The organism is Frigidibacter sp. MR17.14 (assembly GCF_037095735.1).
Taxonomy (GTDB): Bacteria; Pseudomonadota; Alphaproteobacteria; order Rhodobacterales; family Rhodobacteraceae; genus Frigidibacter.
This window is the reverse complement of record NZ_JBAWKD010000001.1, coordinates 395,024-418,760: the sequence shown is the minus strand read 5'-3', so window position 1 is coordinate 418,760 and position 23,737 is coordinate 395,024. Positions and strand designations below refer to the sequence as shown.

Here is a 23,737-nt window from a genome sequence, read left to right as displayed (position 1 = left end):
TGCGAAAGCGGAACGGAAGGGGGGCGCTGCCCCCGCCCCTGCGGGGCTCCCCCGGGATGGTTCCGCAAGGTCGAGAGGCTCAGCGGCGGAAGGTGCCGCCGAGCTTGGCGTGGCGGTTCACGTCCTTGTAAAGCAGGTAGCGGAACGGGCCGGGGCCGGCGGCGTAGCAGGCCTGCGGGCAGAAGGCGCGCAGCCACATGAAGTCGCCGGCCTCGACCTCGACCCAGTCCTGGTTCAGCTTGTAGACGGCGCGGCCCTGCAGGACGTAGAGCCCGTGCTCCATCACATGCGTTTCCTCGAAGGGGATCACGCCGCCGGGCTGGAAGGTGACGATGGTCACATGCATGTCGTGGCGCAGGTCGGCAGGGTCGACGAAGCGGGTGGTGGCCCAGGCACCGTTCGTGTCGGGCATGGGCGCGGGGGCGATGTCGGCCTCGTTCAGGATCAGCACCTCGGGCTTTTCGAGGCCGGGCGCCGGTTCCCAGACCTTGCGGATCCAGTGGAAGCGCGCGGGCTCGGACCCGAGGTTCTTCATCGCCCAGCCGGTGCCGGCGGGCAGGTAGACATAGCTGCCGGGGCGCAGCTCGTGCGCCTCGGTCCCCAGCGTCAGGATCGGGTGGCCCCCGGTCACGAAAAGCACCGACTGCGCGGCCTCGTCGATCTCGGGCCGGTCGGAGCCGCCGCCGGGTTCGACCTCCATCACATACTGGCTGAAGGTTTCCGAAAAGCCGGTCATCGGGCGGGCGATCATCCAGAGCCGGGTCTTGTGCCAGCCCGGCAGGAACGAGGTCACGATGTCGGAGAAGACGCCCTTGGGCAGGACGGCATAGGCCTCGGTGAAGACGGCGCGGCCGGTCATCAGCTGGGTCTGGGGCGGCAGGCCGCCCTTCGGGGCGTAGTAGCTGGCGGTCATCGGTTCCCTCGCGTCCGGGTCTGTCCGTTTCGGGATAGGGCGAAGCCGGCGGCGGGGGAAGGGGGCATGGCGCGCGGGCCCGGGCAGGGCGCGAAGCCTTGCCGAGGAGCGGGGCGCGTTGCGGGCCGGGCCGGCCGGGGCTAGGGTGGCGCGAGTGCTGACGGAGGCCGCGTGATGACCGAGGACAGACCCTGGCGCGAGGCCGCCTGCCATTGCGGCGCGGTGCAGTTCCGCGTGAAGCTGGCCCGCGGGTTCGAGACGATCCGGCGCTGCACCTGTTCGCTGTGCCGGATGCGCGGGGCGATCGCGGTGTCGGTCGCGCCGGAGGAGTTCGAGATCCTGTCGGGCGCCGACCGGCTGTCGCTCTATCAGTTCAACACCGGCGTGGCCGAGCACTGGTTCTGTCGCGACTGCGGGATCTACACCCATCATCGCCGCCGCTCTGACCCCACGCAGTTCGGCGTCAATGTCGCCTGCCTGAAGGGGGTGAGCCCCTTCGACTTCGCCGAGGTGCAGGTGACCGACGGCGTCGCGCATCCCTCGGACACCGGGGGCGGCAGCCGGCTGGCGGGGGTGCTGCGCTACGAGGCGTTCTGAGGCTCCGTCCGGCCGCCGTCCGGTCGCGATCAGTTCGCATTCAGCCCGTGGGCACGGGCGCCGAGCTTTTCCTTCCAGGCGCTCTCTCGCGCGAGGATTTCGGCCGGGGCCATGTCGGGCGAGGCGATCTCGAGGATCGACACGGTGTAATCGCGCAGGCCGCGCTGGCGCAGCAGCAGGTTGCCGCCATGACCATTCGCCAGATAGGCGCGCCAGCGGCCGGCGAAGCCTTCGGCGCCCGAGGCGGGGCCAACATATTGCTCGCCCGTATCGCTGACCAGAAGGTAGACGCCGCGCACGGCTTCCAGCGCGCCCAGCCAGGCCTGCGGGAAGGTCGGAAGATCCGTGATCCGCGCCCGGAAGGCGGCGAAGCCGGGGAAGGGCGGGTCTTGCGCGGTCTGTCGCCATGCGAGGATCGGCTTCGCGCCACGCCCCGCCCATTGCGACCAGGCACGGGTGCCCGGGCCCCAGCCGATCAGCACGCGCTCGGCCAGATCCGCCCCGGCGTCGAGCCATGCGAGGTCGAATGCCTCGATGTCGCGCCGGCCCACCTCGGTTGCGGGCACGTCCGCGTCCTGCAGCACGGGCAGGCGGTTCTCGTCCCAAGTCCAGCGGTCCAGGATGCGCGTGGTGCCAAGGAACAGCGCCGTCGCCGCGCCGTCGGCAAGCGCCGGGCCGGCGAGGAAATGGCAGGCCAGATCGGTGCCGGCAGAGGGACGCGTCGTCAGCTTATGGAAGCTGGCGAGGCAGCTGAAGGCGAGGTGACCGCACCCGGTCCAAAGCGCCCGTTCAGGGCAGCAGCGCCTTCAGCCGCAGCGTCGCGATGCGTTCGACCTGCGCGCAGGCGGTCGCGGTCTCGGTCGCGCTGTCGTTGTCGATCCGGGTGCGGAAGGCCGCGAGGATGCCCGCCTTGTCGTGGTCGCGCACCGCGATGATGAAGGGGAAGCCGTGCCGGGCGACATAGGCCGCGTTCAGACGGGTGAATTCGTCGCGCTCGGCATCGGTCAGGGCGTCGAGCCCGGCCGAGGCCTGTTCCGCGGACGACTCCGCCGTCAGACGCTTTGCCGCCGCCAGCTTGCCCGCAAGGTCGGGATGGGCGCGCAGCACGGCCACACGCTCGTCGGCCGAGGCGGTGCGGAACACCCGCGCGAAGGCATTCGCCAGCCCGGCGGCACGGTCGTGGACGGGGCCGAGTTCCAGTGCGAAGGCGCGCTCGGCGACCCAGGGGGAATGTTCGTAGACGCCGCCATAGACCTCGACGAAGCGGGCGCGGTCCATCTGCGAGGGGCGTTCGTAGCGGCGGTGCGGATGGGTGGCGGCCCAATGTGCCGCGATTTCGCCGCGGGTCGCGAACCAGACATCGCCCTTGGCCTGCGCATAGTGCAGGAAGCGCTTCAGACCGGCCATCTTGCCGGGCCGCCCGATCAGCCGGTTGTGCAGGCCGATGGAAAACATTTTCGCCGCCCCCGCCGCGCCTTCGTCCCAGAGCGTGTCGAGGCTGTCCTTCAGATAGGTGAAGAACTGCTCGCCCTCGGTGTAGCCCGGCGAGGTCGCGAAGCGCATGTCGTTGGCTTCCAGCGTGTAGGGGATCACCAGCTGGTCGCGCGCGCCGATCTCCAGCCAATAGGGCAGGTCGTCGTCATAGGTGTCGGAGATCCAGTCGAGCTGCCCGGTCTCGGCCGTCAGCCGCACCGTGTTGGCCGAGCAGCGCCCGGTGTACCAGCCGCGCGGCGGCGCGCCCACCACCTCGGTGTGCAGGCGGATCGCCTCGGCGATCTGGGCGCGTTCCTCGGCCTCGGGCAGGTCCTTGTGCTCGACCCATTTCAACCCGTGGCTGGCGATCTCCCAGCCCGCGTCCTTCATCGCCTCGACCTGTTCGGGGGCGCGGGCCAGCGCGGTGGCGACGCCGTAGATCGTCAGCGGGATGCCCATGCCGGTGAACAGCCGGTGCAGCCGCCAGAAGCCGGCGCGGGCGCCGTATTCGTAGATCGACTCCATGTTCCAGTGCCGCTGGCCCGGCCACATCGCTGCGCCGGCGATGTCGGACAGGAACGCTTCCGAGGCCGCATCGCCGTGCAGGATGTTGTTCTCGCCGCCCTCTTCGAAGTTCAGCACCAGCGAGACGGCGACCTTCGCCCCGTTCGGCCAGCGGGCGTCGGGCGCGTCGGGGCCATAGCCGATCAGGTCGCGGGGGTATCTGCTGCTCATCGGGGGTCTCTCGCTTGCCGTTCCTGCGGGTCGGGGCCAAGAATGGCGGGACGACAAGGGATTGACCAGAGGGACGGGTATGGCGGGCGGCTATCTGACGACGCATGTGCTGGACACCGCGCGGGGCTGCCCCGCCGCCGGGCTCAGGATCACGCTTTACCGCCTGACGGGCGAGACGCGCGAGGAACTGGCGGTGCGGGTGACCAATGCCGACGGTCGCACCGACACGCCGATCCTGAAGGACGGTTTCGCGACCGGGACCTATGAACTGGTCTTCGAGGCCGGGGCCTATCTGGACTCGAGCGGTGCCGCGCCCGAAAGCCCGCGGTTCCTTGACGTGGTGCCGCTCCGCTTCGGGATCTCGGACCCGGACGCGCATTACCACGTGCCGCTGCTGCTCTCGCCCTTCGGCTATTCGACCTATCGCGGCAGCTGAGCGGCCCGCAACTGACCGTTCCTTGGGCATTTCCGCCACGGCCCGGCGCCGGCGGGCGGCGCGGCGCTGGCCTGATGCGCCGCGGGGCGTCAGGATGGGCACACGGCTCTCACAGGCAGAACGTTCCGGGAAGGCGGAACACCTGAAGGGAGCGAGGACACTACATGAACGATTTCGCCGTCATCATGGACTGGCTGGAATTCGCGGTGCGCTGGCTGCATGTCGTCACCGCCATCGCCTGGATCGGATCTTCCTTCTATTTCGTCGCGCTCGACCTCGGGCTGAACCGCAACATTCCCGGACCGGCCGATGGCGAGGAATGGCAGGTGCATGGCGGCGGCTTCTACCACATCCAGAAATACCTCGTGGCGCCCGGCGCGATGCCCGAGCATCTGACCTGGTTCAAATGGGAAAGCTACGCGACCTGGCTGTCGGGCTTCGCGCTCTTGTGCCTGGTCTACTACCTGGGCGCGGACCTGTTCCTGGTCGATCCGGCGGTGGCCGAGATCTCGACCCCCTTCGCCATCGCGCTCTCGTTGGGGTCGCTGGGCTTGGGCTGGGTGCTTTACGACACGATCTGCAAGAGCCGCTTCGGCGATGACAACACCCGGCTGATGCTGGGGCTTTACGTCATCCTCGTCTGCATGGCCTGGGGATACACGCACATCTTCTCGGGCCGCGCGGCGCTTCTGCACCTGGGCGCCTTCACCGCGACGATCATGACCGCGAACGTCTTCCTGATCATCATGCCGAACCAGCGCATCGTGGTCGCCGACCTGATCGCCGGCCGCAAGCCTGATCCGAAATACGGAAAGATCGCCAAGCAGCGCAGCACCCACAACAACTACCTGACGCTGCCCGTCGTCTTCCTGATGCTGTCGAACCACTATCCGCTGGCCTTCGCCAGCGAGATGAACTGGCTGATCGCAAGCCTCGTGTTCCTGATGGGCGTCACCATCCGCCACTGGTTCAACACCCGCCACGCCCGCAAGGGCGCGCCGACCTGGACCTGGGCCGCGACGGCGATCCTGTTCGTGATCATCATGTGGCTTTCGACCGCGCCGATGTTCCAGCCGGTCGCGGACGAGGGTGCGGCGCTGCCGGCCTCCGCCCAGAAATTCGCGCAGGCCGAGGGCTTCGACGAGGTCGCGGGCATCGTCGCCGGGCGCTGCTCGATGTGCCACGCGGCAGAACCGGGCTGGGACGGCATCCATTACGCCCCGCGCGGCGTGCATCTGGACACGCCCGGCCAGGTCGCGCGCCATGCCGCGGACATCTACCTGCAGGCCGGGATCACCCATGCGATGCCCCCGGCCAACGTCAGCTTCATCGAACCGGCCGAGCGGCAGGCGATCGTCGCCTGGTACCGCCGCGCGACCGGCGGCTGATCACTTCACGCAGTCGGCGATGGCCGCGGCCATCTTGCGCAGCGTCTCGGCGTAAAGCCCCGGCCCCGGCGTGGCGGCCCCGCCCTCGGGCGCGAGTGCTGCGCCCAGCTTGGTGCCTGTGCCCTCGACCAGCGTCTCCATCAGCTTCGGATCGTGGTTCGCCTCGGGGAAGGCGCAGGCGGCCTTGGTCGTGGCGATGGTTTCGCGCAGCTCGGCCAGCCGGGCCGCGCCCGGGGTCGCGGCATCGCCAAGCGCCAGCGTGCCCACGACATCCAGCCCGAAATGCTCGCGGAAATAGCCGTAGGCGTCGTGGAAGACGACGATCGGCTTGCCAGCGGCCGGGGCGAGGGTCGCGCTCACCTCGGCATCGAGCGTGGCCAGCGTCTTGTCCGTCGCCGCGGCATTGGCGGCATAGGTCGCGGCATGTTCGGGGTCGAGCTTCGCCAGCTCTGCCGCCACCGCCGCGACCCAGGTCCGCGCGTTCGACGGGTCGAGCCAGGCGTGGGGATCGGTGCCGTCGTGGTGGTGATCGCCGTGGTCGTCATGGTCGTGATCGTGATCGTGATCATGGCTGGCTTCGTCTTCGCCCTCGTCTTCGTCCTCGTCGCTTTCGCCGGGGCCGAACTGGCGCAGGTGGGTGCCCTCGGTCTCCAGCAGCACCAGCGACGGCCCCTTGCGCTCATCCGCGGCGCGGTCGAGCCAGGGGGTCAACGCCGGGCCGGTCCAGACCAGCAGATCGGCGCCGGCCAGCGCCCGCGCCTCGGACGGGCGCATCTGGTAGTGATGCGGATCGCCACCCTGGCTCATCAGCACCGTGGGGCTGCCCAGATCGCCCATCACCATCGCCACCAGCGACTGGGTGATCGGCGTGTCGGTCGCGACGCTGGGCACCGCGGCCAGTGCGGGCAGGCCGGAAAGCAGCGTCGAGCCGATGGCGGCGGCAAGGGCAGAGGGGCGGATCATGGGATACCTCGGTCTTCAGGCGGATTGTGGGCAGGGGTTGATCATGTTATATCATCACGAGTCAAGAGCTATGTGATATGATAACATGATGCAGTCGCCCCTCGCCTTCGAAGAGCATGACCATCATCACTGCGCCGGCGACGTGCTGGAGCGGGCCGAGGCGCTTGCGGCCGAGCGCGGGGCGCGACTGACCCCGGTGCGGCGCCGCGCGCTCGAGATCCTGCTTGAAGCGCATCGCGCGATGGGCGCCTACGAGATGCTGGACCGGCTGGCGGCCGAGGGCTTCGGCAAGCAGCCGCCGGTGGCCTACCGGGCGCTGGAGTTCCTTGTCGAACATGGGCTTGCGCATCGGGTGCGGCGGCTGAACGCCTTCGCCGCCTGCATGCATCCGGGCGAGGCGCACAGCCCGCTGTTCCTGATCTGCCGGGCCTGCAACGCGGTGGCCGAGGCGCCGGCGGCCCCGGTCCATGCCGCGCTGGGGGCGGCGGCGGGGGCTGCGGGCTTCACCGTCGAGCGCGCGACGCTCGAGGCGCTGGGCCTGTGCGACGGCTGCCGGGCGGCAGAGGCGGCGCAAGAATGACCGCGCTGATCGAGACCCACGGCCTGACCGTCGGCCACGGTGGCGACCCGGTGCTGACCGGTGTCGATTTCGCCATCGCGCCGGGTGAGATCGTGACGGTGATCGGCCCGAACGGCTCTGGAAAGTCGACGCTGCTGCGCGCGCTGATCGGGCTGATCCGGCCCGACGCCGGCGCGATCCGGCGCAGGGCGGGGCTGAAGATCGGCTATGTGCCTCAGAAGCTGGCGCTGGACCCGACGCTGCCGATGACGGTGCGGCGCTTCCTGTCGCTGCCGAAGCCGGTGAGCGAGGCCGAGGCCGCGGCGGCGCTGGCGCGCACCGGCGTGCCGGACCTTGGTGCCCGGCAGATCGCGCGGCTGTCGGGCGGGCAGGCGCAGCGGGTGATGCTGGCGCGCGCGCTGCTTGCGAAGCCCGACATCCTGATCCTCGACGAGCCGACGCAGGGGCTCGACCAGCCCGCGACCTCGGGCTTCTACCAGCTGGTGGCCGAGGTCCGCGCCCAGACCGGCGTCGCGGTGCTGATGGTCAGCCACGACCTGCATGTGGTGATGAGCGCGACCGACCGGGTGATCTGCCTGAACGGCCATGTCTGCTGCGAGGGCACGCCCGAGGTGGTGACCGACGCGCCGGAATACCGCGCGCTCTTCGGCTTCGGCACCGGCGGGGCGCTGGCGCTTTATCGCCACCACCACGATCACGACCACGACCATGCGCAGGACCACGCGCACCCGCACCATGTGCACGGGCCGAACTGCAGCCATGCGCCCGCGAAGCCTGCCGCAAAGACGGCTGCCAAAACGGCGGCGGAGTGACAGAATGCTCGACGATTTCCTGATCCGCGCCGGGCTTGCCGGGATCGGCCTGTCGCTGGCGACCGGGCCCCTGGGCAGTTTCGTGGTCTGGCGGCGGATGGCCTATTTCGGCGATGCCACCGCCCATGCCGCGATCCTGGGCGTGGTGCTGGCCTTCGCGACCGGGCTGCCGCTCTACCTCGGGACCGTGCTGGTCGCGCTGGCGATGGCCGCGACGGTGGCGGCGCTGGCGAGCCGCGGTCACGCGATGGACGCGGCGCTGGGCGTGCTTGCCCATACCGCGCTGGCGGCGGGGCTGGTCGCGGCCTCGTTCCTGCCGGGGCTGCGCACCGATCTGTCGGCCTTCCTGTTCGGCGACATCCTCGCGGTGACGCGGGCGGATCTGGCCTGGGTCTGGGGCGGGTCGCTGGGCGTTCTGGCGCTGGTGGTCTGGCGCTGGCGGCCGCTGCTGACCGCGACGCTGAACGAGGATCTGGCCCAGGCCTCGGGCATCGATCCGCGGCGCGAGCGGCTGGTGCTGGTGGTCGCGCTGGCGCTGGTGGTGGCGGTGTCGATCAAGATCGTGGGGGCGCTGCTGATCGCGGCGCTCTTGATCGTGCCGGCAGCGGCGGCGCGGGGTGCCTCGCGCACGCCCGAGGGGATGGCGCTGGGAGCAACGGGGATTTCCGTGCTGTCGGTGGTGGCGGGGCTCTGGGCCTCGCTGCAGGCGGACACGCCGGCCGGGCCCTCGATCGTGCTGGCGGCGGCGCTGGGATTCGTCGTCCTGCTGCCCTTCGCGCGTCGGTCTTGAACGGAGTCGGGGGGCCTGCGAGGCCCCCCGTGCCCCCCCGGCTCGGGCGCTTCTGCCCGGGCGGGGGTCAGTTCAGCTTTTCCACCACGCGATCGGCGAACATGTTCACCATCGCCTGGTAGTAGGCGGGGCTGTCCATGGTCAGCACGGCGACGTCGGTGCCGGCGGGCACATAGGCCTTGTCGAAGCCGACCATCAGGTCATAGGTCGCGAACTTGGTATTGTCGTTCTCGCTCGAGACGTTGACCCGGCCCGCAAGCTTGGTCTCGCCCACGCCCAGCGCGCGTTCGTAGGCGTTCGACAGCGCGAGTTCATCGATATCGACGTTGACTCGCACACCATCCTTGTCGCTGCGGTCGGCGACACGGGCGACGATGGCGTTCTGCAGGTCGGCCGCGGCATTCGACCAGACCTTGGCGGCCTCGGGGTTCTTGATCGAGGACATGTCGATCTCGACCTCGACTTCTTTCACCTGCGTGGCGGCAAGGACCGGCTGGGCAAGGGCCAGCATCGAAGCCGAGACGAGGACGGCGAGCTTGGCGTTCATTGCAGTCATCTCCTATTGGGGCGGGCCTCACGGCCGCGCTTCGGTGCTCAAACCATCAGCCTCACGAAAAAGTTCCAAGCTCCGGTGCGGGCCGCGCGGCCTTGACCTTGCCGCGCGCGGGGTCCCTAACTGGCGCCGCAACCGAGGAAGGAGCCCCCGCGCATGTCCGACTACCTGTTCCCCCCGCCCGAGGTGACGGCCCTTTCCATCCGCGGCGAAAGCGCGCTGTTCCCGGTGCGCCGGATCTTCTGCGTCGGGCGCAACTATGCCGAACATGCCCGCGAGATGGGCCACGATCCCGACCGCGAGCCGCCGTTCTTCTTTTCGAAACCCCGCGACGCGCTGGCCTTCGGCCGGGCCGAGATCCCGTTCCCGCCGCAGACCGCCGACCTGCATTACGAGGGCGAACTGGTGATCGCGCTGGGCGCGGGCGGGGCCGACGTGCCGGCGGCGCAGGCGCTGGATCTGGTCGCGGGCTATGCGATCGGCAACGACCTGACCCGGCGCGACCTGCAGGCCGTGGCCAAGAAGGCCGGCCGGCCGTGGGATCTGGCCAAGGGCTTCGACTTCTCGGCCGTGATCTCGGACATCGTGCCGGTCGCGGTGACGGGGCGCGAGCCTGCCGGGCGCATCACCAGCCGCGTCAATGGCGAGGTCCGTCAGGATTCGGAGCTGTCGGCGATGATCTGGCCGGTCGCGGACGTGATCGCCTTCCTGTCGCAATCGGTGACGCTGGCTGCGGGCGACCTGATCTTCACCGGCACCCCCGCCGGGGTCGGCAAGCTGGAAAAGGGCGATGTCGTCGAGGTCGAGATCGACGGGCTCGGCACGCTGTCGACGAAGATCGTGTGAACCCTTGCCGGACGAGCTGCGCATCGGGCCCGGGGCAGGGCTGGCGGTCAGCCTGCGCCGCTCGGCCCGGGCGCGGCGGTTCTCGTTGCGCGTCAGCCAGATCGACGGGCGCATCAGCCTGACGCTGCCCGCCCGCGCCCGCGAGGCCGAGGCGCTGCGCTTCGCGCGCGAGCACGAGGGCTGGATCCGCGCCGCGCTTCTGCGGATGGGCTTCGACCCCGAGGCGCCCGCGGCAGAGACGGTGCGCTTCGGCGATCGGGTCCTGTTCGAGGGCCGGTCGCTGACCCTGACCCCGGCGCCGCTGCGCACGGCTCGGGTCGAGGACGGGGCGCTGCTGCTGCCCGCCGACCCCGAGCGGATGCCGGCACGGCTTGCGGCCTTCCTGAAGCTGGCGGCGCGCGACCGACTGACCCGCGCCTCGGACCGGCATGCCGCGGCGCTGGGGCGGCGGTACGCGCGGATCACCCTGCGTGACACCCGCTCGCGCTGGGGCTCCTGCGCGCAGGACGGGGCGCTGATGTATTCCTGGCGGCTGATCATGGCCCCGGCCGAGGTGCTGGACTACGTCGCCGCCCATGAATGCGCGCATCTGGTCGAGATGAACCATTCGCAGGCCTTCTGGGATCTGGTCGAGCGGCTGGACCCGGACTGGCGGCGCCATCGCGCCTGGCTTCGGACCGAGGGCAATGCGCTGCACAAATTAAGGTTGTCTTCACCGGATTGACGAAGCGGCATTTTTCGTGATCACGCTTGCGCATGCAGACCCCGCGCCCCGTCGATCCGGCCCTCGCCGCCGCCGCCCATGAACAGCTCTACCGCACGCTGCGCCAGCAGATCATGCATGGCGAGCTGGCGCCGGGGCAGCACCTGACCCTGCGCGGGCTGGCCAAGGACTATGGCGTGTCGATGACGCCCGCGCGCGAGGCGCTGCGGCGGCTGGCGGCCGAGGGCGCGGTCTCGCTGACCGCCTCGGGCCGGGTGATGACGCCCGAGCTGTCGAACGACCGCATCGAAGAACTGGCGAAGCTGCGCGCGCTGATCGAGCCGGAACTTGCGAGCCGCGCCTTGCCGCGCGCCCATATGGCGCTGATCGAGCGGCTGCAGGTCATCAACATGGCCAATGCCGAGGCGGTGGTGAAGCAGGATGCGGTCGGCTACATCCGCACGAATCTCGAGTTCCATCGGACGCTCTACCTGCGGGCGCAGGCCCCGGCGATGCTGGCGGTGGTCGAGACGGTCTGGCTGCAGCTGGGCCCGACGATGCGGGCGCTGTACGGCAAGCTGCGCCGGTCAGAGGCGCCGCCGACGCATCGGATGATCCTTGCCGCGCTGAAGGCGGGCGACGATCCGGGGCTGCGGCTGGCGATCCGCACCGATGTGACGCAGGGATTGCGGCACCTTCAGGCCTGATCCGGGCGCCATCCGGCGACGGTTCAAGAGGCTCGCAAAATTTTTATCGAGATCGGCGACGGAAGCCGCCGGAGCCCCCGTTTGGATCAGCGGGATGCAGCCACTCACGGCATTCCCTGCATCCCCGCCAACGCGGGCCGGTCATATTGCCGGCCGGTCCGTCGACGCGCCTGGCAGCGGCGCGTTCCCCGCCGGCCCCTGGAGACCGGCGGGGATTTTTTATTCTATCCCAAGGCGATCAGGCGTGGATCGCGCCGTCGCCGCAGGCCAGCGCGGCTTCGCGCACCGCTTCCGAATAGGTCGGGTGGGCGTGGCAGGTCAGCGCCAGATCCTGCGCCGAGGCACCGAATTCCATCGCCACGCAGACCTCGTGGATCAGGTCGCCGGCACCCGGGCCGATGATGTGGCAGCCGAGGATCCGGTCGGTTTCCTTGTCGGCCAGCAGCTTCACGAAGCCCTCGGCCTGGAAGACCGCCTTGGCGCGGGCATTGCCCATGAAGGGGAACTTGCCAACCTTGTAGGCGCGGCCCGCCTCTTTCAGCTGCTCTTCGGTCTGGCCGACCGAGGCGACCTCGGGCGTGGTGTAGATCACGCCGGGGATCACGCCGTAGTTCACATGCCCATGTTTTCCGGCGAGAATCTCGGCCACGGCCATGCCCTCGTCCTCGGCCTTGTGCGCGAGCATCGGGCCGGGGATGCAGTCGCCGATCGCGTAGACGCCCGGAACCGAGGTCTGGAAGTGGTCGTCGACCTTGACGACGCCGCGCGGCAGCATCTCTGCCCCCAGCGCCTCGAGCCCGAGGCCCGCGGTGAAGGCGCGGCGGCCGGTGGCGACGAGAACCGCATCGGCCTCGATCGTGTGCTCGCTGTCGTCCTTGCGCAGCTTGTAGGTCACGGACGCCTTGCCGCCGGCCTTGCTGACGCCGGAAACCGCGGCGCCGAGCACGAACTCAAAGCCTTGTTTCGTCAGGATCTTCTGGAAGTTCTTCGCGACCTCGCCGTCCATGCCGGGGGTGATCGCCTCGAGATATTCGACGACCGTCACCTTGGCGCCGAGACGCTGGTAGACCGAGCCCATTTCCAGCCCGATGACGCCCGCGCCGATCACCACCAGCGATTTCGGGATCTTGCCCAGCGACAGCGCGCCGGTCGAGGTCACGACGGTCTCTTCATCGACCTCGATCCCCGGCAGGGCTGCGGGTTCCGAGCCGGTGGCGATGACGATCGACTTGGCGGAATGCACCTCGTCGCCCACCTTGACCTTGCCGGCCTCGGGGATCGAGCCCCAGCCCTTGAGCCAGGTGATCTTGTTCTTTTTGAACAGGAATTCGATGCCCTTGGTGTTTCCGTCGACCACGTCCTGCTTGTAGGACTTCATCTGGTCCCAGTCGACGGTCGGGGTCTTGGCCTTCAGGCCCATCTTGGCGAAGTTGTGCTCTGCCTCGTGCAGGTGATGGGTGGCATTCAGAAGCGCCTTCGAGGGGATGCAGCCGACGTTCAGGCAGGTGCCGCCCAGCGTCTCGCGCCCCTCGACGCAGGCGGTCTTCAGCCCGAGTTGGGCGCAGTGGATGGCGCAGACATAGCCGCCGGGGCCGCCGCCGATCACGATCACGTCGAATTCTGCCATGGTCTTCCTCGTCCTGTTCCGGGGCGTCCGGCCCCGGTGTTTTGCGTCTGATGTGCGTGCACGGAGCGTACACCCCCCGTACACCCCCCGAGAGCCCTAGCTTAACAAAGCGATAAGGATCATCAGGAGCGTGGAGAAGAGGCCCACACCGAAGATCACCGAACGCCAGGGCGTCCAGGCAAGCGCGTAGGCCGGAACGTAAAGCACCCGCATCGCCAGCGCGACCCAGGCCAGGGCCGCGGTCAGCGGACTGCCGCGGCCGGTCAGTTCGAGCGCCAGGACCGCGATGATGAACAGCGGCAGGTTCTCGACATGGTTCGACAGCGCGCGGCGCAGGCGGCCGGTGCGCTTCGAGAAGGCGGGCTGGTCGTCGCGGGGGCCGGCGTTCCAGCTGGCCCCCACGTCGCGGTTCATCGAGGCGCCGGCCAGCAGGATGATGGCCGGCTGCAAAAGCGCCATAAGGCAGAGGACGATCAGTTCCTGGCTCATGCGGTCCTCAGGAAATGCGCGGTCATCGGGCGGCCGAAGCCCTCGGCCTTGTCGAGCCAGGCCTGCGCGCGGGCGCGGTCGTGGACCTCGAACAGGGCGAAGATCTGGCCGCGGCTGTCGGTCGCGTGCCAGAGTTGAAGAAGCATAAGCCCGGCCTGGCCGCGGTTTTCCGCGTCACGCTCGAAGCTGGCCTTCCAGCCCTCGGGGTCGGCGGTCTCGATCTGGACAAGAAGCTGCATCGTATTCCTCCCGAAGCTACTCGAGTTCATCCAAGCATTGATCTAACGCCACATGCAGAGAAGTCGCATGTGCGTAGAGCCACCACATTATGAGCGCAGTGAAAGATGCCGTTAGGAGCAGCAACCACCACGGCACTGTCGCGTCATTGGAGGACAGGAAGTCTAAATCGAGCCGCAGAATCAGAACTGCAGCGACATACAGGGGTATGGACCCAATTAGACCGCCAACGAGGTCGAGACGATTTTCGGCCTCGCGGAGCAACTCGATAAGCATCGGATTCGCTGTTTTGCCGATGCGGTGCGCACGACGAGTTCGGTTAGGAAGCGAGATTTCCGGGCGGCGAAACCCAACAAGGCTGACTCCGATAAACACGACTAGGTTGCCGAGGAGAAGGCCGCTTAAGGTTAGGGAGAGGACGTAGAGCGCGCCAAGAACAGAATTAAGATCCTGTCCTTGGCTCGTATCTATAATCTCAGGACGTTGCTGTATCAGAACCGTAGCTTGAATCGCCATTCCGTACCCTAGGCGGGTGAGCGTTGAGCTCCAGTTCTGCGCCAGCGTTACGGCCTGAGCGAACACTAGATGTCCATCAGCAGACGGCGGGGATCTTCCAGCGCGTCCTTGACGCGGACGAGGAAGGTCACGGCGCCCTTGCCGTCGACGATGCGGTGGTCGTAGCTGAGCGCGAGATACATCATCGGGCGGATGACGATCTGGCCGTTCACAACCACGGGGCGGTCCTGGATCTTGTGCATGCCGAGGATGCCCGACTGCGGCGGGTTCAGGATCGGCGAGGACATCAGCGAGCCGTAGACGCCGCCGTTCGAGATGGTGAACGAGCCGCCCTGCATTTCCGCCATCGACAGCTTGCCGTCACGGGCGCGCTTGCCCTTTTCCGCGATCTCTTTCTCGATCTCGGCGAAGGACTTCTGGTCGACGTCGCGCAGCACCGGCACCACGAGGCCCTGCGGCGTGCCCGCGGCGATGCCCATGTGGACGTAGTGCTTGTAGACGACGTCGGTGCCGTCGATCTCGGCGTTGACTTCCGGGACCTCTTTCAGCGCGTGGACGCAGGCCTTGGTGAAGAAGGACATGAAGCCCATCTTCACGCCGTGCTTCTTCTCGAACGCGTCCTTGTAGGTGTTGCGCAGATCCATGACGCCCGACATGTCGACCTCGTTGTAGGTCGTCAGCATCGCGGCGGTGTTCTGGCTTTCCTTCAGGCGGCGCGCGATGGTCTGGCGCAGCTTGGTCATCTTCACGCGCTCTTCGCGCGAGGCGTCGTCGGCCGAGACCGGGGCGCGCGGGGCGGCGGCGACCGGGGCCGGAGCCGGAGCGGCTTTCGGCGCGGCGGCGGCTTTCGCCACGTCTTCCTTCATGATGCGGCCGTCGCGGCCCGAGCCCGAGACCTGGGCGGCCGACAGACCGGCTTCGGCCATCGCCTTCTTGGCCGAGGGCGCGTCCTCGACGTCACGGCCGCCAGCGGCGGGGGCAGCGGCGGCGGGGGCCGCGGCAGCCGGGGCGGCTTTCGGGGCGGCGGCACCGGCCGAGGCGCCTTCGGCGATCACGGCGAGCTTCGCCTTGGCGTCGACCGTGGCGCCTTCCGGCGCGAGGATCTCGGTCAGCACGCCCGCGGCGGGGGCCGGGACCTCGACCGAGACCTTGTCGGTTTCCAGTTCGCACAGCATCTCGTCCTGCGCGACGGTGTCGCCGACCTTCTTGAACCAGGTCGCCACGGTGGCTTCGGTGACGCTTTCGCCCAGCGTCGGCACCATCACGTCGGTCATCTTGCCCTCACTTGCAGTGGCTTCCGGGGCCGCAGCCACGGGTTCTTCGGCGGATTTCTTCGGTTTGACTTCCTCGGGGCCGGCATTGCCGGCCTCGGCGATCTGGGCGAGGAGCGCGTTCACGCCCACGGTCTCGCCTTCGGCGGCGACGATCTCGGCCAGCACGCCCGAGGCGGGGGCCGGGACCTCGACGGTCACCTTGTCGGTTTCCAACTCGCACAGCATCTCGTCCTGCGCGACGGAGTCGCCGACCTTCTTGAACCAGGTGGCGATCGTCGCTTCCGAGACGGACTCGCCAAGCGTCGGGACGCGGACTTCAATGGCCATTCGTCAGGCTCCGATCGTGAGGGCTTCGTCGACCAGCGCCTCTTGCTCGGCCTTGTGGCGCGAGGCGAGGCCGGTGGCCGGCGAGGCGGTGGCGGACCGGCCGACATAGCGGGCGCGGCCATGGGTGGCGCCGATGCGGCCCAGCACCCATTCGAGGTTCGGCTCGACGAAGGTCCAGGCGCCTTGGTTCTTCGGCTCTTCCTGGCACCAGACGATTTCCGCGCCCTTGAAGCGTTCCAGCTCCTTGACCAGCGACAGGGCCGGGAAGGGGTAGAACTGTTCCAGACGCAGCAGGTAGACGTCTTCGATCCCGCGCTTGTCGCGTTCGGCGAGCAGGTCGTAGTAGACCTTGCCCGACGAGATGACGACGCGCTTGATCTCGGTGTCGGGCTTCAGCTGCGTTTCCGAATGGCCGCGTTCGGCATCGTCCCAGAGCACGCGGTGGAACTGCGAGCCGGTGGTGAACATGTCGACGTCCGACACCGCCAGCGGGTGACGCAGCAGCGACTTCGGCGTCATCAGCACCAGCGGCTTGCGGAAGCTGCGGTGGATCTGGCGGCGCAGGATGTGGAAGTAGTTCGCGGGCGTCGAGCAGTTGGCGACGATCCAGTTGTCCTGGGCCGACATCTGCAGGAAGCGCTCGAGGCGGGCGGACGAGTGTTCCGGGCCCTGGCCTTCATAGCCGTGGGGCAGGAGCATCACGAGGCCCGACATCCGCAGCCATTTCGATTCACCCGACGAGATGAACTGGTCGAACATGATCTGCGCGCCGTTGGCGAAGTCGCCGAACTGGCCTTCCCACATCACCAGCGCGTTCGGTTCGGCCAGCGAGTAGCCGTATTCGAACCCGAGCACCGCGTATTCCGAGAGCATCGAGTCGATGACCTCGTAGCGCGCCTGCCCCGGCTTGATGTTGTTCAGCGGGTAGTAGCGTTCCTCGGTCGTCTGGTCGATGAAGGCCGAGTGGCGTTGGCTGAAGGTGCCGCGGGTCGAGTCCTGGCCCGCGAGGCGGACGGGGAAGCCCTCCGCGACGAGGCTGCCGAAGGCCAGTGCCTCGCCGGTCGCCCAGTCGAAGCCCTTGCCCGTTTCGAACATCTGCTTCTTGGCGTCGAGCAGGCGCGAGACGGTCTTGTGCATGTCCCAGTTGTCGGGCGCGGAGGTCAGCGCGCGGCCAAGCTCCTGCAGCGTCTCGTCCGAGATCGCGGTCTTGCCGGCCTGGTATTCGGCGCCCTCGGTCTGAAGGCCCGTCCACTTGCCGTCGAGCCAGTCGGCGCGGTTCGGCTTGAACTCTTTGCCGGCCTCGAACTCTTCGTTCAGGCGCGCCTGGAAGGCGGCCTTCATGTCCTCGATCTCGCCCTCGGGGATCAGGCCGTCCTTGACGAGCCGCTCGGTGTAGAGCTGAAGCGTGGTCTTCTGCTTCTTGATCGCCTTGTACATCGCCGGGTTGGTGAACATCGGCTCGTCGCCTTCGTTGTGACCGAAGCGGCGGTAGCAGAAGATGTCCAGAACCACGTCCTTGTGGAACTTCATCCGGAATTCGGTGGCGACCTTGGCGGCATGCACGACCGCTTCCGGGTCATCGCCGTTCACGTGGAAGATCGGGGCTTCCACCATCAGGGCGAGGTCGGTCGGGTAGGGCGAGGTGCGCGAGAAATGCGGCGCGGTGGTGAAGCCGATCTGGTTGTTCACCACGACGTGGATGGTGCCGCCGGTGCGGTGGCCGCGGATGCCCGAAAGCTGGAAGCATTCCGCCACCACGCCCTGGCCGGCAAAGGCCGCGTCGCCGTGCAGCAGGATCGGAATCACCGAGTGACGCTCGGGGTCGTTCATCTGGTCGGTCTTGGCGCGGGCCTTGCCCAGCACGACCGGGTTCACCGCCTCGAGGTGCGAGGGGTTGGCGGTCAGCGACAGGTGAACCGTGTTGCCGTCGAACTCGCGGTCCGAGGAGGCGCCGAGGTGGTATTTCACGTCGCCCGACCCGTCCACGTCCTCGGGCTTGTAGGAGCCGCCCTGGAATTCGTGGAAGATCGCGCGGTAGGGCTTCTGCATGACGTTCGCCAGCACCGACAGGCGCCCGCGGTGCGGCATGCCGAACACCATCTCTTTCGCGCCGAGCGCACCGCCGCGCTTGATGATCTGCTCGAGCGCCGGGATCAGCGCCTCGCCGCCATCAAGGCCGAAGCGCTTGGTGCCCATGTATTTCACATGGAGGAACTTCTCGAAGCCCTCGGCCTCGACCAGCTTGTTCAGGATCGCACGGCGGCCTTCACGGGTGAAGGTGATTTCCTTCCCGTAGCCCTCGATGCGCTCCTTCAGCCAGGCCGACTGCTCTGGGTCCGAGATGTGCATGTATTGCAGCGCGAAGGTGCCGCAGTAGGTGCGCTTCACGATGTCCAGGATCTGGCGCATAGAGGCGAGCTGCAGGCCCAGCACGTTGTCGATGAAGATCGGGCGGTCCATGTCGGCGTCCGAGAAGCCGTAGGACTTGGGATCAAGCTCGGGGTGCGGGGTTTCCTGGCGCATGCCCAGCGGATCGAGATCGGCGGCGAGGTGGCCGCGGATCCGGTAGGCGCGGATGATCATGATGGCGCGGATCGAATCCAGCACCGCGCGCTGCACCTGCGCGTCCGAGATCGAGATCCCGGTTTCGGCGGCCTTGGCCTTGATCTTCTCGCCGGCCTGCTTGGCGTCCTTCACGGGCGCGAGCGGCCATTCGCCGGTCAGCGCCGCGGTCAGGTCGTCGTTGGGGGTCGGCGGCCAGTCGGACCGGGTCCAGGTGGCGCCCGCCGCTTCCTTCTTCACGTCGCTTTCGGCATCCCCGAGGGTGCGGAAGAACTCGGCCCAGGCCGCGTCCACCGACGCGGGGTCGGTCGCGTAGCGCGCGTAGAGCTGTTCGATGTATTCCGCGTTCTGCCCCTGCAGGAACGAGGAGGCGTGGAAGAGGTCGTTGGCACTCTGGTCCGTCATGGCGTCACCTGAGATGTGGAGGGGCAGGCCACATCTGATGGCCTGCCCGTAACTGCTTGCTTACTTGCCCATCGCCTTGAGCACGGCTTCGCCGAGCGTGGCGGGGCTGTCGGCGACGACGATCCCGGCGGCTTTCATCGCCTCGATCTTCGATTCCGCGTCACCCTTGCCGCCCGAGACGATCGCACCGGCGTGGCCCATGCGGCGGCCCTTCGGCGCGGTGCGGCCCGCGATGAAGCCGGCGCAGGGCTTGGAACGGCCCTTCTTGGCTTCGTCGGCGAGGAACTGCGCCGCGACTTCCTCGGCGTCGCCGCCGATTTCGCCGATCATGATCATGGCTTCGGTTTCCGGGTCCGCCAGGAACATCTCGAGCACTTCGAGGTGCTCGGTGCCCTTGATCGGGTCGCCGCCGATGCCGACGGCCGACGATTGGCCGAGGCCGAGGTCGGAGGTCTGTTTCACGGCCTCATAGGTAAGCGTGCCCGAGCGCGAGACAACACCGATCTTGCCGCGCTTGTGGATGTGGCCCGGCATGATGCCGATCTTGCAGGCGCCCGGCGTGATGACGCCCGGGCAGTTCGGGCCGATCAGGCGCGACTTCGAATTGATGAGGGCGCGCTTGACCTTCATCATGTCGAGGACCGGGATGCCTTCGGTGATGCAGACGATCAGCGGGATCTCGGCATCGATCGCCTCGAGGATCGAGTCGGCCGCGAACGGCGGCGGAACGTAGATCACGGAGGCATTGGCGCCGGTCACTTCGGCCGCTTCGTGGACCGAGTTGAAGACCGGCAGGCCGAGGTGCAGCGTGCCGCCCTTGCCCGGGGTGACGCCGCCGACCATCTTGGTGCCGTAGGCGATGGCCTGTTCCGAGTGGAAGGTGCCCTGCGAGCCGGTGAAGCCCTGGCAGATGACCTTGGTGTTTTCGTCGACGAGGACTGCCATCTGGCGTACTCCCTTGAAATGTCTGGCCGGGCTGGCCCGAGGGCCAGCCTGCGGTGAAGGTCAGCCCTTGACGGCTTTCACGATCTTTTCGGCAGCGTCCGACAGGTTGTCGCCGGCGATGACGTTGAGACCCGAGTTGCGGATGATCTCCTTGCCCAGCTCGACGTTCGTGCCCTCGAGGCGCACGACCAGCGGAACCTGCAGGCCGACTTCTTTCACCGCGGCCAGAACGCCCTCGGCGATCACGTCGCAGCGCATGATGCCGCCGAAGATGTTCACCAGGATGCCCTTCACGTTCGGGTCCGAGGTGATGATCTTGAAGGCCTCGGTCACTTTCTCTTTCGTGGCGCCGCCGCCGACGTCGAGGAAGTTCGCGGGCTCGGCGCCGTAGAGCTTGATGATGTCCATCGTGGCCATCGCGAGGCCCGCGCCGTTCACCATGCAGCCGATCTCGCCGTCGAGCGCGATGTAGTTCAGATCGAACTTCGAGGCGGCGAGTTCCTTCGGGTCTTCCTCGGTCTCGTCACGCAGCGCGAGGATGTCGGGCTGGCGGTAGAGCGCATTGTTGTCGAAGCCGACCTTGGCGTCGAGAACCTTGAGGTTGCCGTCGGTCATGACGATCAGCGGGTTGATCTCGAGCATCTCCATGTCCTTCTCGACGAAGGCACGGTAGAGGTTCTTGACGAGCGCCACGCACTGCTTGACCTGCGCGCCCTTCAGCCCGAGGGCGAAGGCGACCTTGCGGCCGTGGAAGTCCGAGAGCCCCGAGGCCGGGTCGACGGAGAACGAGAGGATCTTCTCGGGCGTGTGGGCCGCGACTTCCTCGATGTCCATGCCGCCTTCGGTCGAGACGACGAAGGAGATGCGCGAGGTGGCGCGGTCGACGAGGAGGGCGAGGTAGAGCTCGCGCTCGATGTCCGAGCCGTCCTCGATGTAGATGCGGTTCACCTGCTTGCCGGCCGGGCCGGTCTGGTGGGTGACGAGCGTGCGGCCCAGCATCTGCTTGGTCAGTGCTTCCGCTTCCTCGACCGACTTGGCGAGGCGGACGCCGCCTTTTTCGCCGGCCTCGGGCTCGACGAACTTGCCCTTGCCGCGGCCACCGGCGTGGATCTGGGCCTTGATGACCCAGAGCGGGCCGTCAAGCTCGCCCGCGGCGGCTTTCGCCTCTTCCGCGCGCAGGACCGCGCGGCCCTCGGAAACCGGGCAGCCGTAGCTGCGCAGCAGCGCCTTCGCCTGGTATTCGTGGATGTTCATGGATCACTTCCCATGCTGGTGCGATTTGGCCGAGGGGATGACACAGTGCCGCAGCGCTGCGAAACCAAATCTGACGTGATCGGCAGATACCGGCCGGTTTCTTGGGGTTTGTGATCACGGGCCGGCGGGGTGTGATCACATCCGTCGCGACGGCGGGATTCGCTGTGAATCGCGGCCGCTGCGGCGACGAATCACGGCAGGGAAGGGGGCGCTGCCCCCTCGGGCTGCGCCCTCACCCCCGGGATATTTGCACCGATGAGAAACGCAAAAGAAAAGGCGCGGCCCCGTTCGGGGGCCGCGCCCTGTGCGTCTGGCTTCGTGCTCAGGCGAGCGAGCCGTCGATGCCCTTGCAGGCGGCGACGAGGCCCTTCACCGCGTCGACCGACTTGTCGAACATCGCCTGCTCGTCCTTGTTGAGCTTGATGTCGACGATGCGCTCGATCCCGTCCTTGCCGATGATCGTCGGCACGCCGACGTAGAGCCCGTCGAGGCCGTAGGCGCCCTTGACATAGGCCGCGCAGGGCAGGAGGCGCTTCTGGTCCTTCAGGTAGCTTTCGGCCATCTCGATCGCCGAGGTGGCGGGGGCGTAGAAGGCCGAACCGGTCTTCAGCAGGCCCACGATCTCGGCGCCGCCGTCACGGGTGCGCTGGACGATGGCGTCGAGCTTCTCCTGGCTGGTCCAGCCCATCTCGACGAGGTCCGGCAGCGGGATGCCGCCAACGGTCGAGTAGCGGGTGAGCGGCACCATGGTGTCGCCGTGGCCGCCGAGCACGAAGCCGGTCACGTCCTTCATCGAGCAGTTGAACTCGACCGAGAGGAAGTGGCGGAAGCGGGCCGAGTCGAGCACGCCGGCCATGCCGACGACCTTGTTGTGCGGCAGGCCCGAGAATTCGCGCAGCGCCCAGACCATCGCGTCGAGCGGGTTGGTGATGCAGATCACGAAGGCGTCGGGGGCGTGCTGCTTGATGCCTTCGCCGACCGATTTCATGACCTTGAGGTTGATGCCCAGCAGGTCGTCGCGGCTCATGCCCGGCTTGCGCGGCACGCCGGCGGTGACGATGCAGACATCGGCGCCGGCGATGTCGGCGTAGTCGTTCGTGCCCTTCATGACGGCGTCGAAGCCCTCGGAGGGACCGGATTCGGCGATGTCGAGCGCCTTGCCCTGGGGCGTGCCTTCCGAGATGTCGAACAGGACGACGTCCCCGAGTTCCTTGATCGCAGCGAGGTGAGCGAGCGTGCCGCCGATCTGACCTGCGCCGATGAGCGCGATCTTGGGTCTGGCCATGAAATCCTCCGGGTCAGTGTGTGTGAGACGATGCGAAAAGTCTTCTGACGCGGGATTGCCTAGTCCCGAACCGCCGTTCGTGCAAGCGCGATGCGGCAGAGCGGCATGCACAGGCATGCCGTCCTTGCCGCAGCGCGGCCGCGACCGGCGCCGAAACTCGGGCCGAAACCGGTACTGGCCGGGAACGCTCGGCCGCGGTAGCACTTGCGCATCGGGGAGGCCGCAGCATGACCGGCGATATCGCATTCTGGACGCTCGCGATTCTGTCGTCGGGGCTGGTCGGCATGGGCAAGGGCGGGCTGCCGGTGGTGGGCATGCTGAGCGTGCCGGTGCTGGCGCTGGCGATGCCGCCGACCGAGGCCGCGGGCCTGCTGCTGCCGGTCTACATCGTCTCTGACGCGGTGGGGGTCTGGGCCTATCGTGCCGCCTTCGACCGGCGCACGCTGGCGATCCTGATCCCGGGCGCGGCGCTGGGGATCGTGGTCGGGTGGCTGACCGCGGCGGTGGTGCCCGAGCGCGCGGTGCTGGCGATGGTCGGGCTGATCGGGGCGGTCTTCGCCGGGCTGCTGCTGACCCGCCGCGGCCCGCCGCCCGAGCCGCGGCCGGGCCGGGTGGGGCCGGGGCTGTTCTGGGGCATGGTCACCGGCTTCACCAGCTTCGTCAGCCATGCGGGCGGGCCGCCCTACCAGGTCTGGGTGATGCCGCAGCGCCTGCCGAAGGCGGTCTATGCCGGGACGACGACGATCTGCTTCGCCGTGGTCAACCTGATGAAGCTGCCGCCCTATGTCGCGCTGGGGCAGGTTTCGGCCCAGAGCCTGCATCTGGCGGCGGTGCTGATGGTGCCGGCGGCGGGCGCGGTCTTCCTGGGCCTGTGGCTGGTGAAGCGCCTGCCGGAGCGGCTGTTCTTCCGGCTGGTGACCTGGGCGCTGCTGGCGGTGTCGCTGCGGCTTCTGTGGCAGGCCGCGGTCTGAGGCTCAGGTCGGCTCGCCCTTGGCGGCGGCAGGGGTCGGGCCGGGAACCCAGTTCTGCCCCGAGGCCAGCAGGCAGGCCATGCCCGAAGGCAGGGTGACGGTGATCGTCCAGGTCCCGGTTTCGTCCGAGGCGAAGACCTCGATCACGCCGCCGTTGTCGCCGGCGATGCCGACGCCGCGGCGGCTTTCGCCATAGGTCCCCTCGAGCCGGGCGACGACGCTGTCGCGCTGGGCGCATTGCGCCGCGGCGGCGGGCGGGGCGAGGGGGCAGGTGGCCGCGAGGCCGGACAGCAGAAGGGCGGACAGGAGCTTCGACATCGTCACCTCCGTCTCTGGCGGCGCGGGGCCG

25 protein-coding genes are annotated in these 23,737 nt (G+C 68.2%); 10 read left to right on the top strand and 15 right to left on the bottom strand.

Translation table 11 applies throughout. The annotated features are described in order from the left end of the window. Positions 1 to 79: 79 nt before the first annotated feature. On the bottom strand, positions 80 to 913 hold the full coding sequence (locus V8J36_RS01970; RefSeq protein ID WP_336465568.1) for a bifunctional allantoicase/(S)-ureidoglycine aminohydrolase: 834 nt from the start codon (positions 911 to 913) through the stop codon (positions 80 to 82). A gap of 174 nt (positions 914 to 1,087) precedes the next feature. Here V8J36_RS01970 and V8J36_RS01965 point away from each other — a divergent pair, with 174 nt between their 5' ends. Next, positions 1,088 to 1,510 carry a GFA family protein gene (locus tag V8J36_RS01965; protein WP_336465567.1) on the top strand — a complete coding sequence of 141 codons (423 nt, stop codon included), beginning with the start codon at positions 1,088 to 1,090 and terminating at the stop codon, positions 1,508 to 1,510. 29 nt (positions 1,511 to 1,539) lie between these two features. Here V8J36_RS01965 and V8J36_RS01960 read toward each other — a convergent pair whose 3' ends face one another. Together V8J36_RS01960 and puuE are read right to left on the bottom strand one after the other, a co-directional pair. Then, entirely contained in the window at positions 1,540 to 2,076 is a 537-nt protein-coding gene (locus V8J36_RS01960; protein ID WP_336465566.1) for a GIY-YIG nuclease family protein, read from the bottom strand. 223 nt (positions 2,077 to 2,299) lie between these two features. Beyond that, complete coding sequence (gene puuE / locus V8J36_RS01955; RefSeq protein ID WP_336465565.1) at positions 2,300 to 3,718, bottom strand: allantoinase PuuE; 1,419 nt, start codon at positions 3,716 to 3,718, stop codon at positions 2,300 to 2,302. Between the two features lie 79 nt (positions 3,719 to 3,797). On the opposite strand from puuE, the gene uraH reads away from it, so the two are divergent. Next, positions 3,798 to 4,154 carry a hydroxyisourate hydrolase gene (gene uraH, locus V8J36_RS01950; protein ID WP_336465564.1) on the top strand — a complete coding sequence of 119 codons (357 nt, stop codon included), beginning with the start codon at positions 3,798 to 3,800 and terminating at the stop codon, positions 4,152 to 4,154. Between the two features lie 164 nt (positions 4,155 to 4,318). After that, positions 4,319 to 5,542 carry a urate hydroxylase PuuD gene (locus V8J36_RS01945; protein ID WP_336465563.1) on the top strand — a complete coding sequence of 408 codons (1,224 nt, stop codon included), beginning with the start codon at positions 4,319 to 4,321 and terminating at the stop codon, positions 5,540 to 5,542. On the opposite strand, the gene V8J36_RS01940 is transcribed toward V8J36_RS01945, so the two are convergent. Beyond that, positions 5,543 to 6,505 carry a zinc ABC transporter substrate-binding protein gene (locus tag V8J36_RS01940; RefSeq protein ID WP_336465562.1) on the bottom strand — a complete coding sequence of 321 codons (963 nt, stop codon included), beginning with the start codon at positions 6,503 to 6,505 and terminating at the stop codon, positions 5,543 to 5,545. 88 nt (positions 6,506 to 6,593) lie between these two features. On the opposite strand from V8J36_RS01940, the gene V8J36_RS01935 reads away from it, so the two are divergent. From V8J36_RS01935 to V8J36_RS01925, 3 genes are read left to right on the top strand one after another with little or no spacing between them, the layout of a single operon-like run. Continuing rightward, positions 6,594 to 7,085, top strand: a complete 492-nt coding sequence (locus tag V8J36_RS01935; protein WP_336465561.1) for a Fur family transcriptional regulator — start codon at positions 6,594 to 6,596, stop codon at positions 7,083 to 7,085. After that, entirely contained in the window at positions 7,082 to 7,897 is an 816-nt protein-coding gene (locus tag V8J36_RS01930) for a metal ABC transporter ATP-binding protein (protein ID WP_336465560.1), read from the top strand. Before V8J36_RS01935 ends, V8J36_RS01930 begins: the two co-directional genes overlap by 4 nt. A gap of 4 nt (positions 7,898 to 7,901) precedes the next feature. Next, the gene (locus V8J36_RS01925; RefSeq protein WP_336465559.1) at positions 7,902 to 8,687 is read left to right on the top strand and encodes a metal ABC transporter permease; all 786 of its coding nucleotides are present in this window, start codon (positions 7,902 to 7,904) and stop codon (positions 8,685 to 8,687) included. Positions 8,688 to 8,754: 67 nt separating this feature from the next. On the opposite strand, the gene V8J36_RS01920 is transcribed toward V8J36_RS01925, so the two are convergent. Continuing rightward, positions 8,755 to 9,234: a hypothetical protein gene (locus tag V8J36_RS01920; protein WP_336465558.1), complete on the bottom strand. Its 480-nt coding sequence runs from the start codon at positions 9,232 to 9,234 to the stop codon at positions 8,755 to 8,757. Between the two features lie 162 nt (positions 9,235 to 9,396). Between V8J36_RS01920 and V8J36_RS01915 the strand changes: the two genes are divergently transcribed. Genes V8J36_RS01915 through V8J36_RS01905 form a run of 3 tightly spaced genes read left to right on the top strand, consistent with a single transcriptional unit; the run spans position 9,397 to position 11,496 of the window. Continuing rightward, on the top strand, positions 9,397 to 10,086 hold the full coding sequence (locus tag V8J36_RS01915) for a fumarylacetoacetate hydrolase family protein (protein WP_336465557.1): 690 nt from the start codon (positions 9,397 to 9,399) through the stop codon (positions 10,084 to 10,086). A gap of 4 nt (positions 10,087 to 10,090) precedes the next feature. Further along, on the top strand, positions 10,091 to 10,810 hold the full coding sequence (locus tag V8J36_RS01910; RefSeq protein WP_442902451.1) for a M48 family metallopeptidase: 720 nt from the start codon (positions 10,091 to 10,093) through the stop codon (positions 10,808 to 10,810). Positions 10,811 to 10,842: 32 nt separating this feature from the next. Continuing rightward, positions 10,843 to 11,496 (top strand): GntR family transcriptional regulator, encoded by a 654-nt coding sequence (locus tag V8J36_RS01905; RefSeq protein ID WP_336465556.1) that lies wholly within the window; start codon positions 10,843 to 10,845, stop codon positions 11,494 to 11,496. A gap of 238 nt (positions 11,497 to 11,734) precedes the next feature. On the opposite strand, the gene lpdA is transcribed toward V8J36_RS01905, so the two are convergent. The 9 genes from lpdA to mdh all read right to left on the bottom strand — a co-directional run bounded on the left by lpdA (position 11,735) and on the right by mdh (position 22,417). Then, positions 11,735 to 13,123, bottom strand: a complete 1,389-nt coding sequence (gene lpdA, locus V8J36_RS01900) for a dihydrolipoyl dehydrogenase (protein ID WP_336465555.1) — start codon at positions 13,121 to 13,123, stop codon at positions 11,735 to 11,737. 96 nt (positions 13,124 to 13,219) lie between these two features. Beyond that, positions 13,220 to 13,612 carry an MAPEG family protein gene (locus V8J36_RS01895; RefSeq protein ID WP_336465554.1) on the bottom strand — a complete coding sequence of 131 codons (393 nt, stop codon included), beginning with the start codon at positions 13,610 to 13,612 and terminating at the stop codon, positions 13,220 to 13,222. After that, on the bottom strand, positions 13,609 to 13,851 hold the full coding sequence (locus V8J36_RS01890) for a hypothetical protein (protein WP_336465553.1): 243 nt from the start codon (positions 13,849 to 13,851) through the stop codon (positions 13,609 to 13,611). Before V8J36_RS01890 ends, V8J36_RS01895 begins: the two co-directional genes overlap by 4 nt. Before the next feature lie 16 nt (positions 13,852 to 13,867). Then, positions 13,868 to 14,365, bottom strand: coding sequence for a hypothetical protein (locus V8J36_RS01885; protein ID WP_336465552.1), 498 nt, complete (start codon positions 14,363 to 14,365; stop codon positions 13,868 to 13,870). Positions 14,366 to 14,430: 65 nt separating this feature from the next. Beyond that, the gene (odhB, locus tag V8J36_RS01880; RefSeq protein WP_336465551.1) at positions 14,431 to 15,966 is read right to left on the bottom strand and encodes a 2-oxoglutarate dehydrogenase complex dihydrolipoyllysine-residue succinyltransferase; all 1,536 of its coding nucleotides are present in this window, start codon (positions 15,964 to 15,966) and stop codon (positions 14,431 to 14,433) included. A 3-nt stretch (positions 15,967 to 15,969) separates the two neighbouring features. Then, the gene (locus V8J36_RS01875) at positions 15,970 to 18,933 is read right to left on the bottom strand and encodes a 2-oxoglutarate dehydrogenase E1 component (RefSeq protein WP_336465550.1); all 2,964 of its coding nucleotides are present in this window, start codon (positions 18,931 to 18,933) and stop codon (positions 15,970 to 15,972) included. Positions 18,934 to 18,993: 60 nt separating this feature from the next. After that, positions 18,994 to 19,878, bottom strand: coding sequence for a succinate--CoA ligase subunit alpha (gene sucD / locus V8J36_RS01870; protein WP_336465549.1), 885 nt, complete (start codon positions 19,876 to 19,878; stop codon positions 18,994 to 18,996). Between the two features lie 60 nt (positions 19,879 to 19,938). Then, positions 19,939 to 21,132, bottom strand: a complete 1,194-nt coding sequence (gene sucC, locus V8J36_RS01865; protein ID WP_336465548.1) for an ADP-forming succinate--CoA ligase subunit beta — start codon at positions 21,130 to 21,132, stop codon at positions 19,939 to 19,941. 322 nt (positions 21,133 to 21,454) lie between these two features. Beyond that, complete coding sequence (gene mdh, locus V8J36_RS01860) at positions 21,455 to 22,417, bottom strand: malate dehydrogenase (protein WP_336465547.1); 963 nt, start codon at positions 22,415 to 22,417, stop codon at positions 21,455 to 21,457. Between the two features lie 227 nt (positions 22,418 to 22,644). On the opposite strand from mdh, the gene V8J36_RS01855 reads away from it, so the two are divergent. Further along, complete coding sequence (locus V8J36_RS01855) at positions 22,645 to 23,388, top strand: sulfite exporter TauE/SafE family protein (RefSeq protein WP_336465546.1); 744 nt, start codon at positions 22,645 to 22,647, stop codon at positions 23,386 to 23,388. A 3-nt stretch (positions 23,389 to 23,391) separates the two neighbouring features. On the opposite strand, the gene V8J36_RS01850 is transcribed toward V8J36_RS01855, so the two are convergent. Beyond that, on the bottom strand, positions 23,392 to 23,706 hold the full coding sequence (locus V8J36_RS01850) for a hypothetical protein (RefSeq protein WP_336465545.1): 315 nt from the start codon (positions 23,704 to 23,706) through the stop codon (positions 23,392 to 23,394). Between the last annotated feature and the right edge of the window lie 31 nt (positions 23,707 to 23,737).

Bases quoted from the DNA above. Each gene is read 5' to 3' on its own strand.
- V8J36_RS01970 (WP_336465568.1), bottom strand. From the start codon at position 913: ATGACCGCCAGCTACTACGCCCCGAAGGGCGGCCTGCCGCCCCAGACC.
- V8J36_RS01965 (WP_336465567.1), top strand. From the start codon at position 1,088: ATGACCGAGGACAGACCCTGGCGCGAGGCCGCCTGCCATTGCGGCGCG.
- puuE (WP_336465565.1), bottom strand. From the start codon at position 3,718: ATGAGCAGCAGATACCCCCGCGACCTGATCGGCTATGGCCCCGACGCG.
- uraH (WP_336465564.1), top strand. From the start codon at position 3,798: ATGGCGGGCGGCTATCTGACGACGCATGTGCTGGACACCGCGCGGGGC.
- V8J36_RS01945 (WP_336465563.1), top strand. From the start codon at position 4,319: ATGAACGATTTCGCCGTCATCATGGACTGGCTGGAATTCGCGGTGCGC.
- V8J36_RS01940 (WP_336465562.1), bottom strand. From the start codon at position 6,505: ATGATCCGCCCCTCTGCCCTTGCCGCCGCCATCGGCTCGACGCTGCTT.
- V8J36_RS01935 (WP_336465561.1), top strand. From the start codon at position 6,594: ATGCAGTCGCCCCTCGCCTTCGAAGAGCATGACCATCATCACTGCGCC.
- V8J36_RS01930 (WP_336465560.1), top strand. From the start codon at position 7,082: ATGACCGCGCTGATCGAGACCCACGGCCTGACCGTCGGCCACGGTGGC.
- V8J36_RS01925 (WP_336465559.1), top strand. From the start codon at position 7,902: ATGCTCGACGATTTCCTGATCCGCGCCGGGCTTGCCGGGATCGGCCTG.
- V8J36_RS01920 (WP_336465558.1), bottom strand. From the start codon at position 9,234: ATGAACGCCAAGCTCGCCGTCCTCGTCTCGGCTTCGATGCTGGCCCTT.
- V8J36_RS01915 (WP_336465557.1), top strand. From the start codon at position 9,397: ATGTCCGACTACCTGTTCCCCCCGCCCGAGGTGACGGCCCTTTCCATC.
- V8J36_RS01905 (WP_336465556.1), top strand. From the start codon at position 10,843: ATGCAGACCCCGCGCCCCGTCGATCCGGCCCTCGCCGCCGCCGCCCAT.
- lpdA (WP_336465555.1), bottom strand. From the start codon at position 13,123: ATGGCAGAATTCGACGTGATCGTGATCGGCGGCGGCCCCGGCGGCTAT.
- V8J36_RS01895 (WP_336465554.1), bottom strand. From the start codon at position 13,612: ATGAGCCAGGAACTGATCGTCCTCTGCCTTATGGCGCTTTTGCAGCCG.
- V8J36_RS01890 (WP_336465553.1), bottom strand. From the start codon at position 13,851: ATGCAGCTTCTTGTCCAGATCGAGACCGCCGACCCCGAGGGCTGGAAG.
- V8J36_RS01885 (WP_336465552.1), bottom strand. From the start codon at position 14,365: ATGGCGATTCAAGCTACGGTTCTGATACAGCAACGTCCTGAGATTATA.
- odhB (WP_336465551.1), bottom strand. From the start codon at position 15,966: ATGGCCATTGAAGTCCGCGTCCCGACGCTTGGCGAGTCCGTCTCGGAA.
- V8J36_RS01875 (WP_336465550.1), bottom strand. From the start codon at position 18,933: ATGACGGACCAGAGTGCCAACGACCTCTTCCACGCCTCCTCGTTCCTG.
- sucD (WP_336465549.1), bottom strand. From the start codon at position 19,878: ATGGCAGTCCTCGTCGACGAAAACACCAAGGTCATCTGCCAGGGCTTC.
- sucC (WP_336465548.1), bottom strand. From the start codon at position 21,132: ATGAACATCCACGAATACCAGGCGAAGGCGCTGCTGCGCAGCTACGGC.
- mdh (WP_336465547.1), bottom strand. From the start codon at position 22,417: ATGGCCAGACCCAAGATCGCGCTCATCGGCGCAGGTCAGATCGGCGGC.
- V8J36_RS01855 (WP_336465546.1), top strand. From the start codon at position 22,645: ATGACCGGCGATATCGCATTCTGGACGCTCGCGATTCTGTCGTCGGGG.
- V8J36_RS01850 (WP_336465545.1), bottom strand. From the start codon at position 23,706: ATGTCGAAGCTCCTGTCCGCCCTTCTGCTGTCCGGCCTCGCGGCCACC.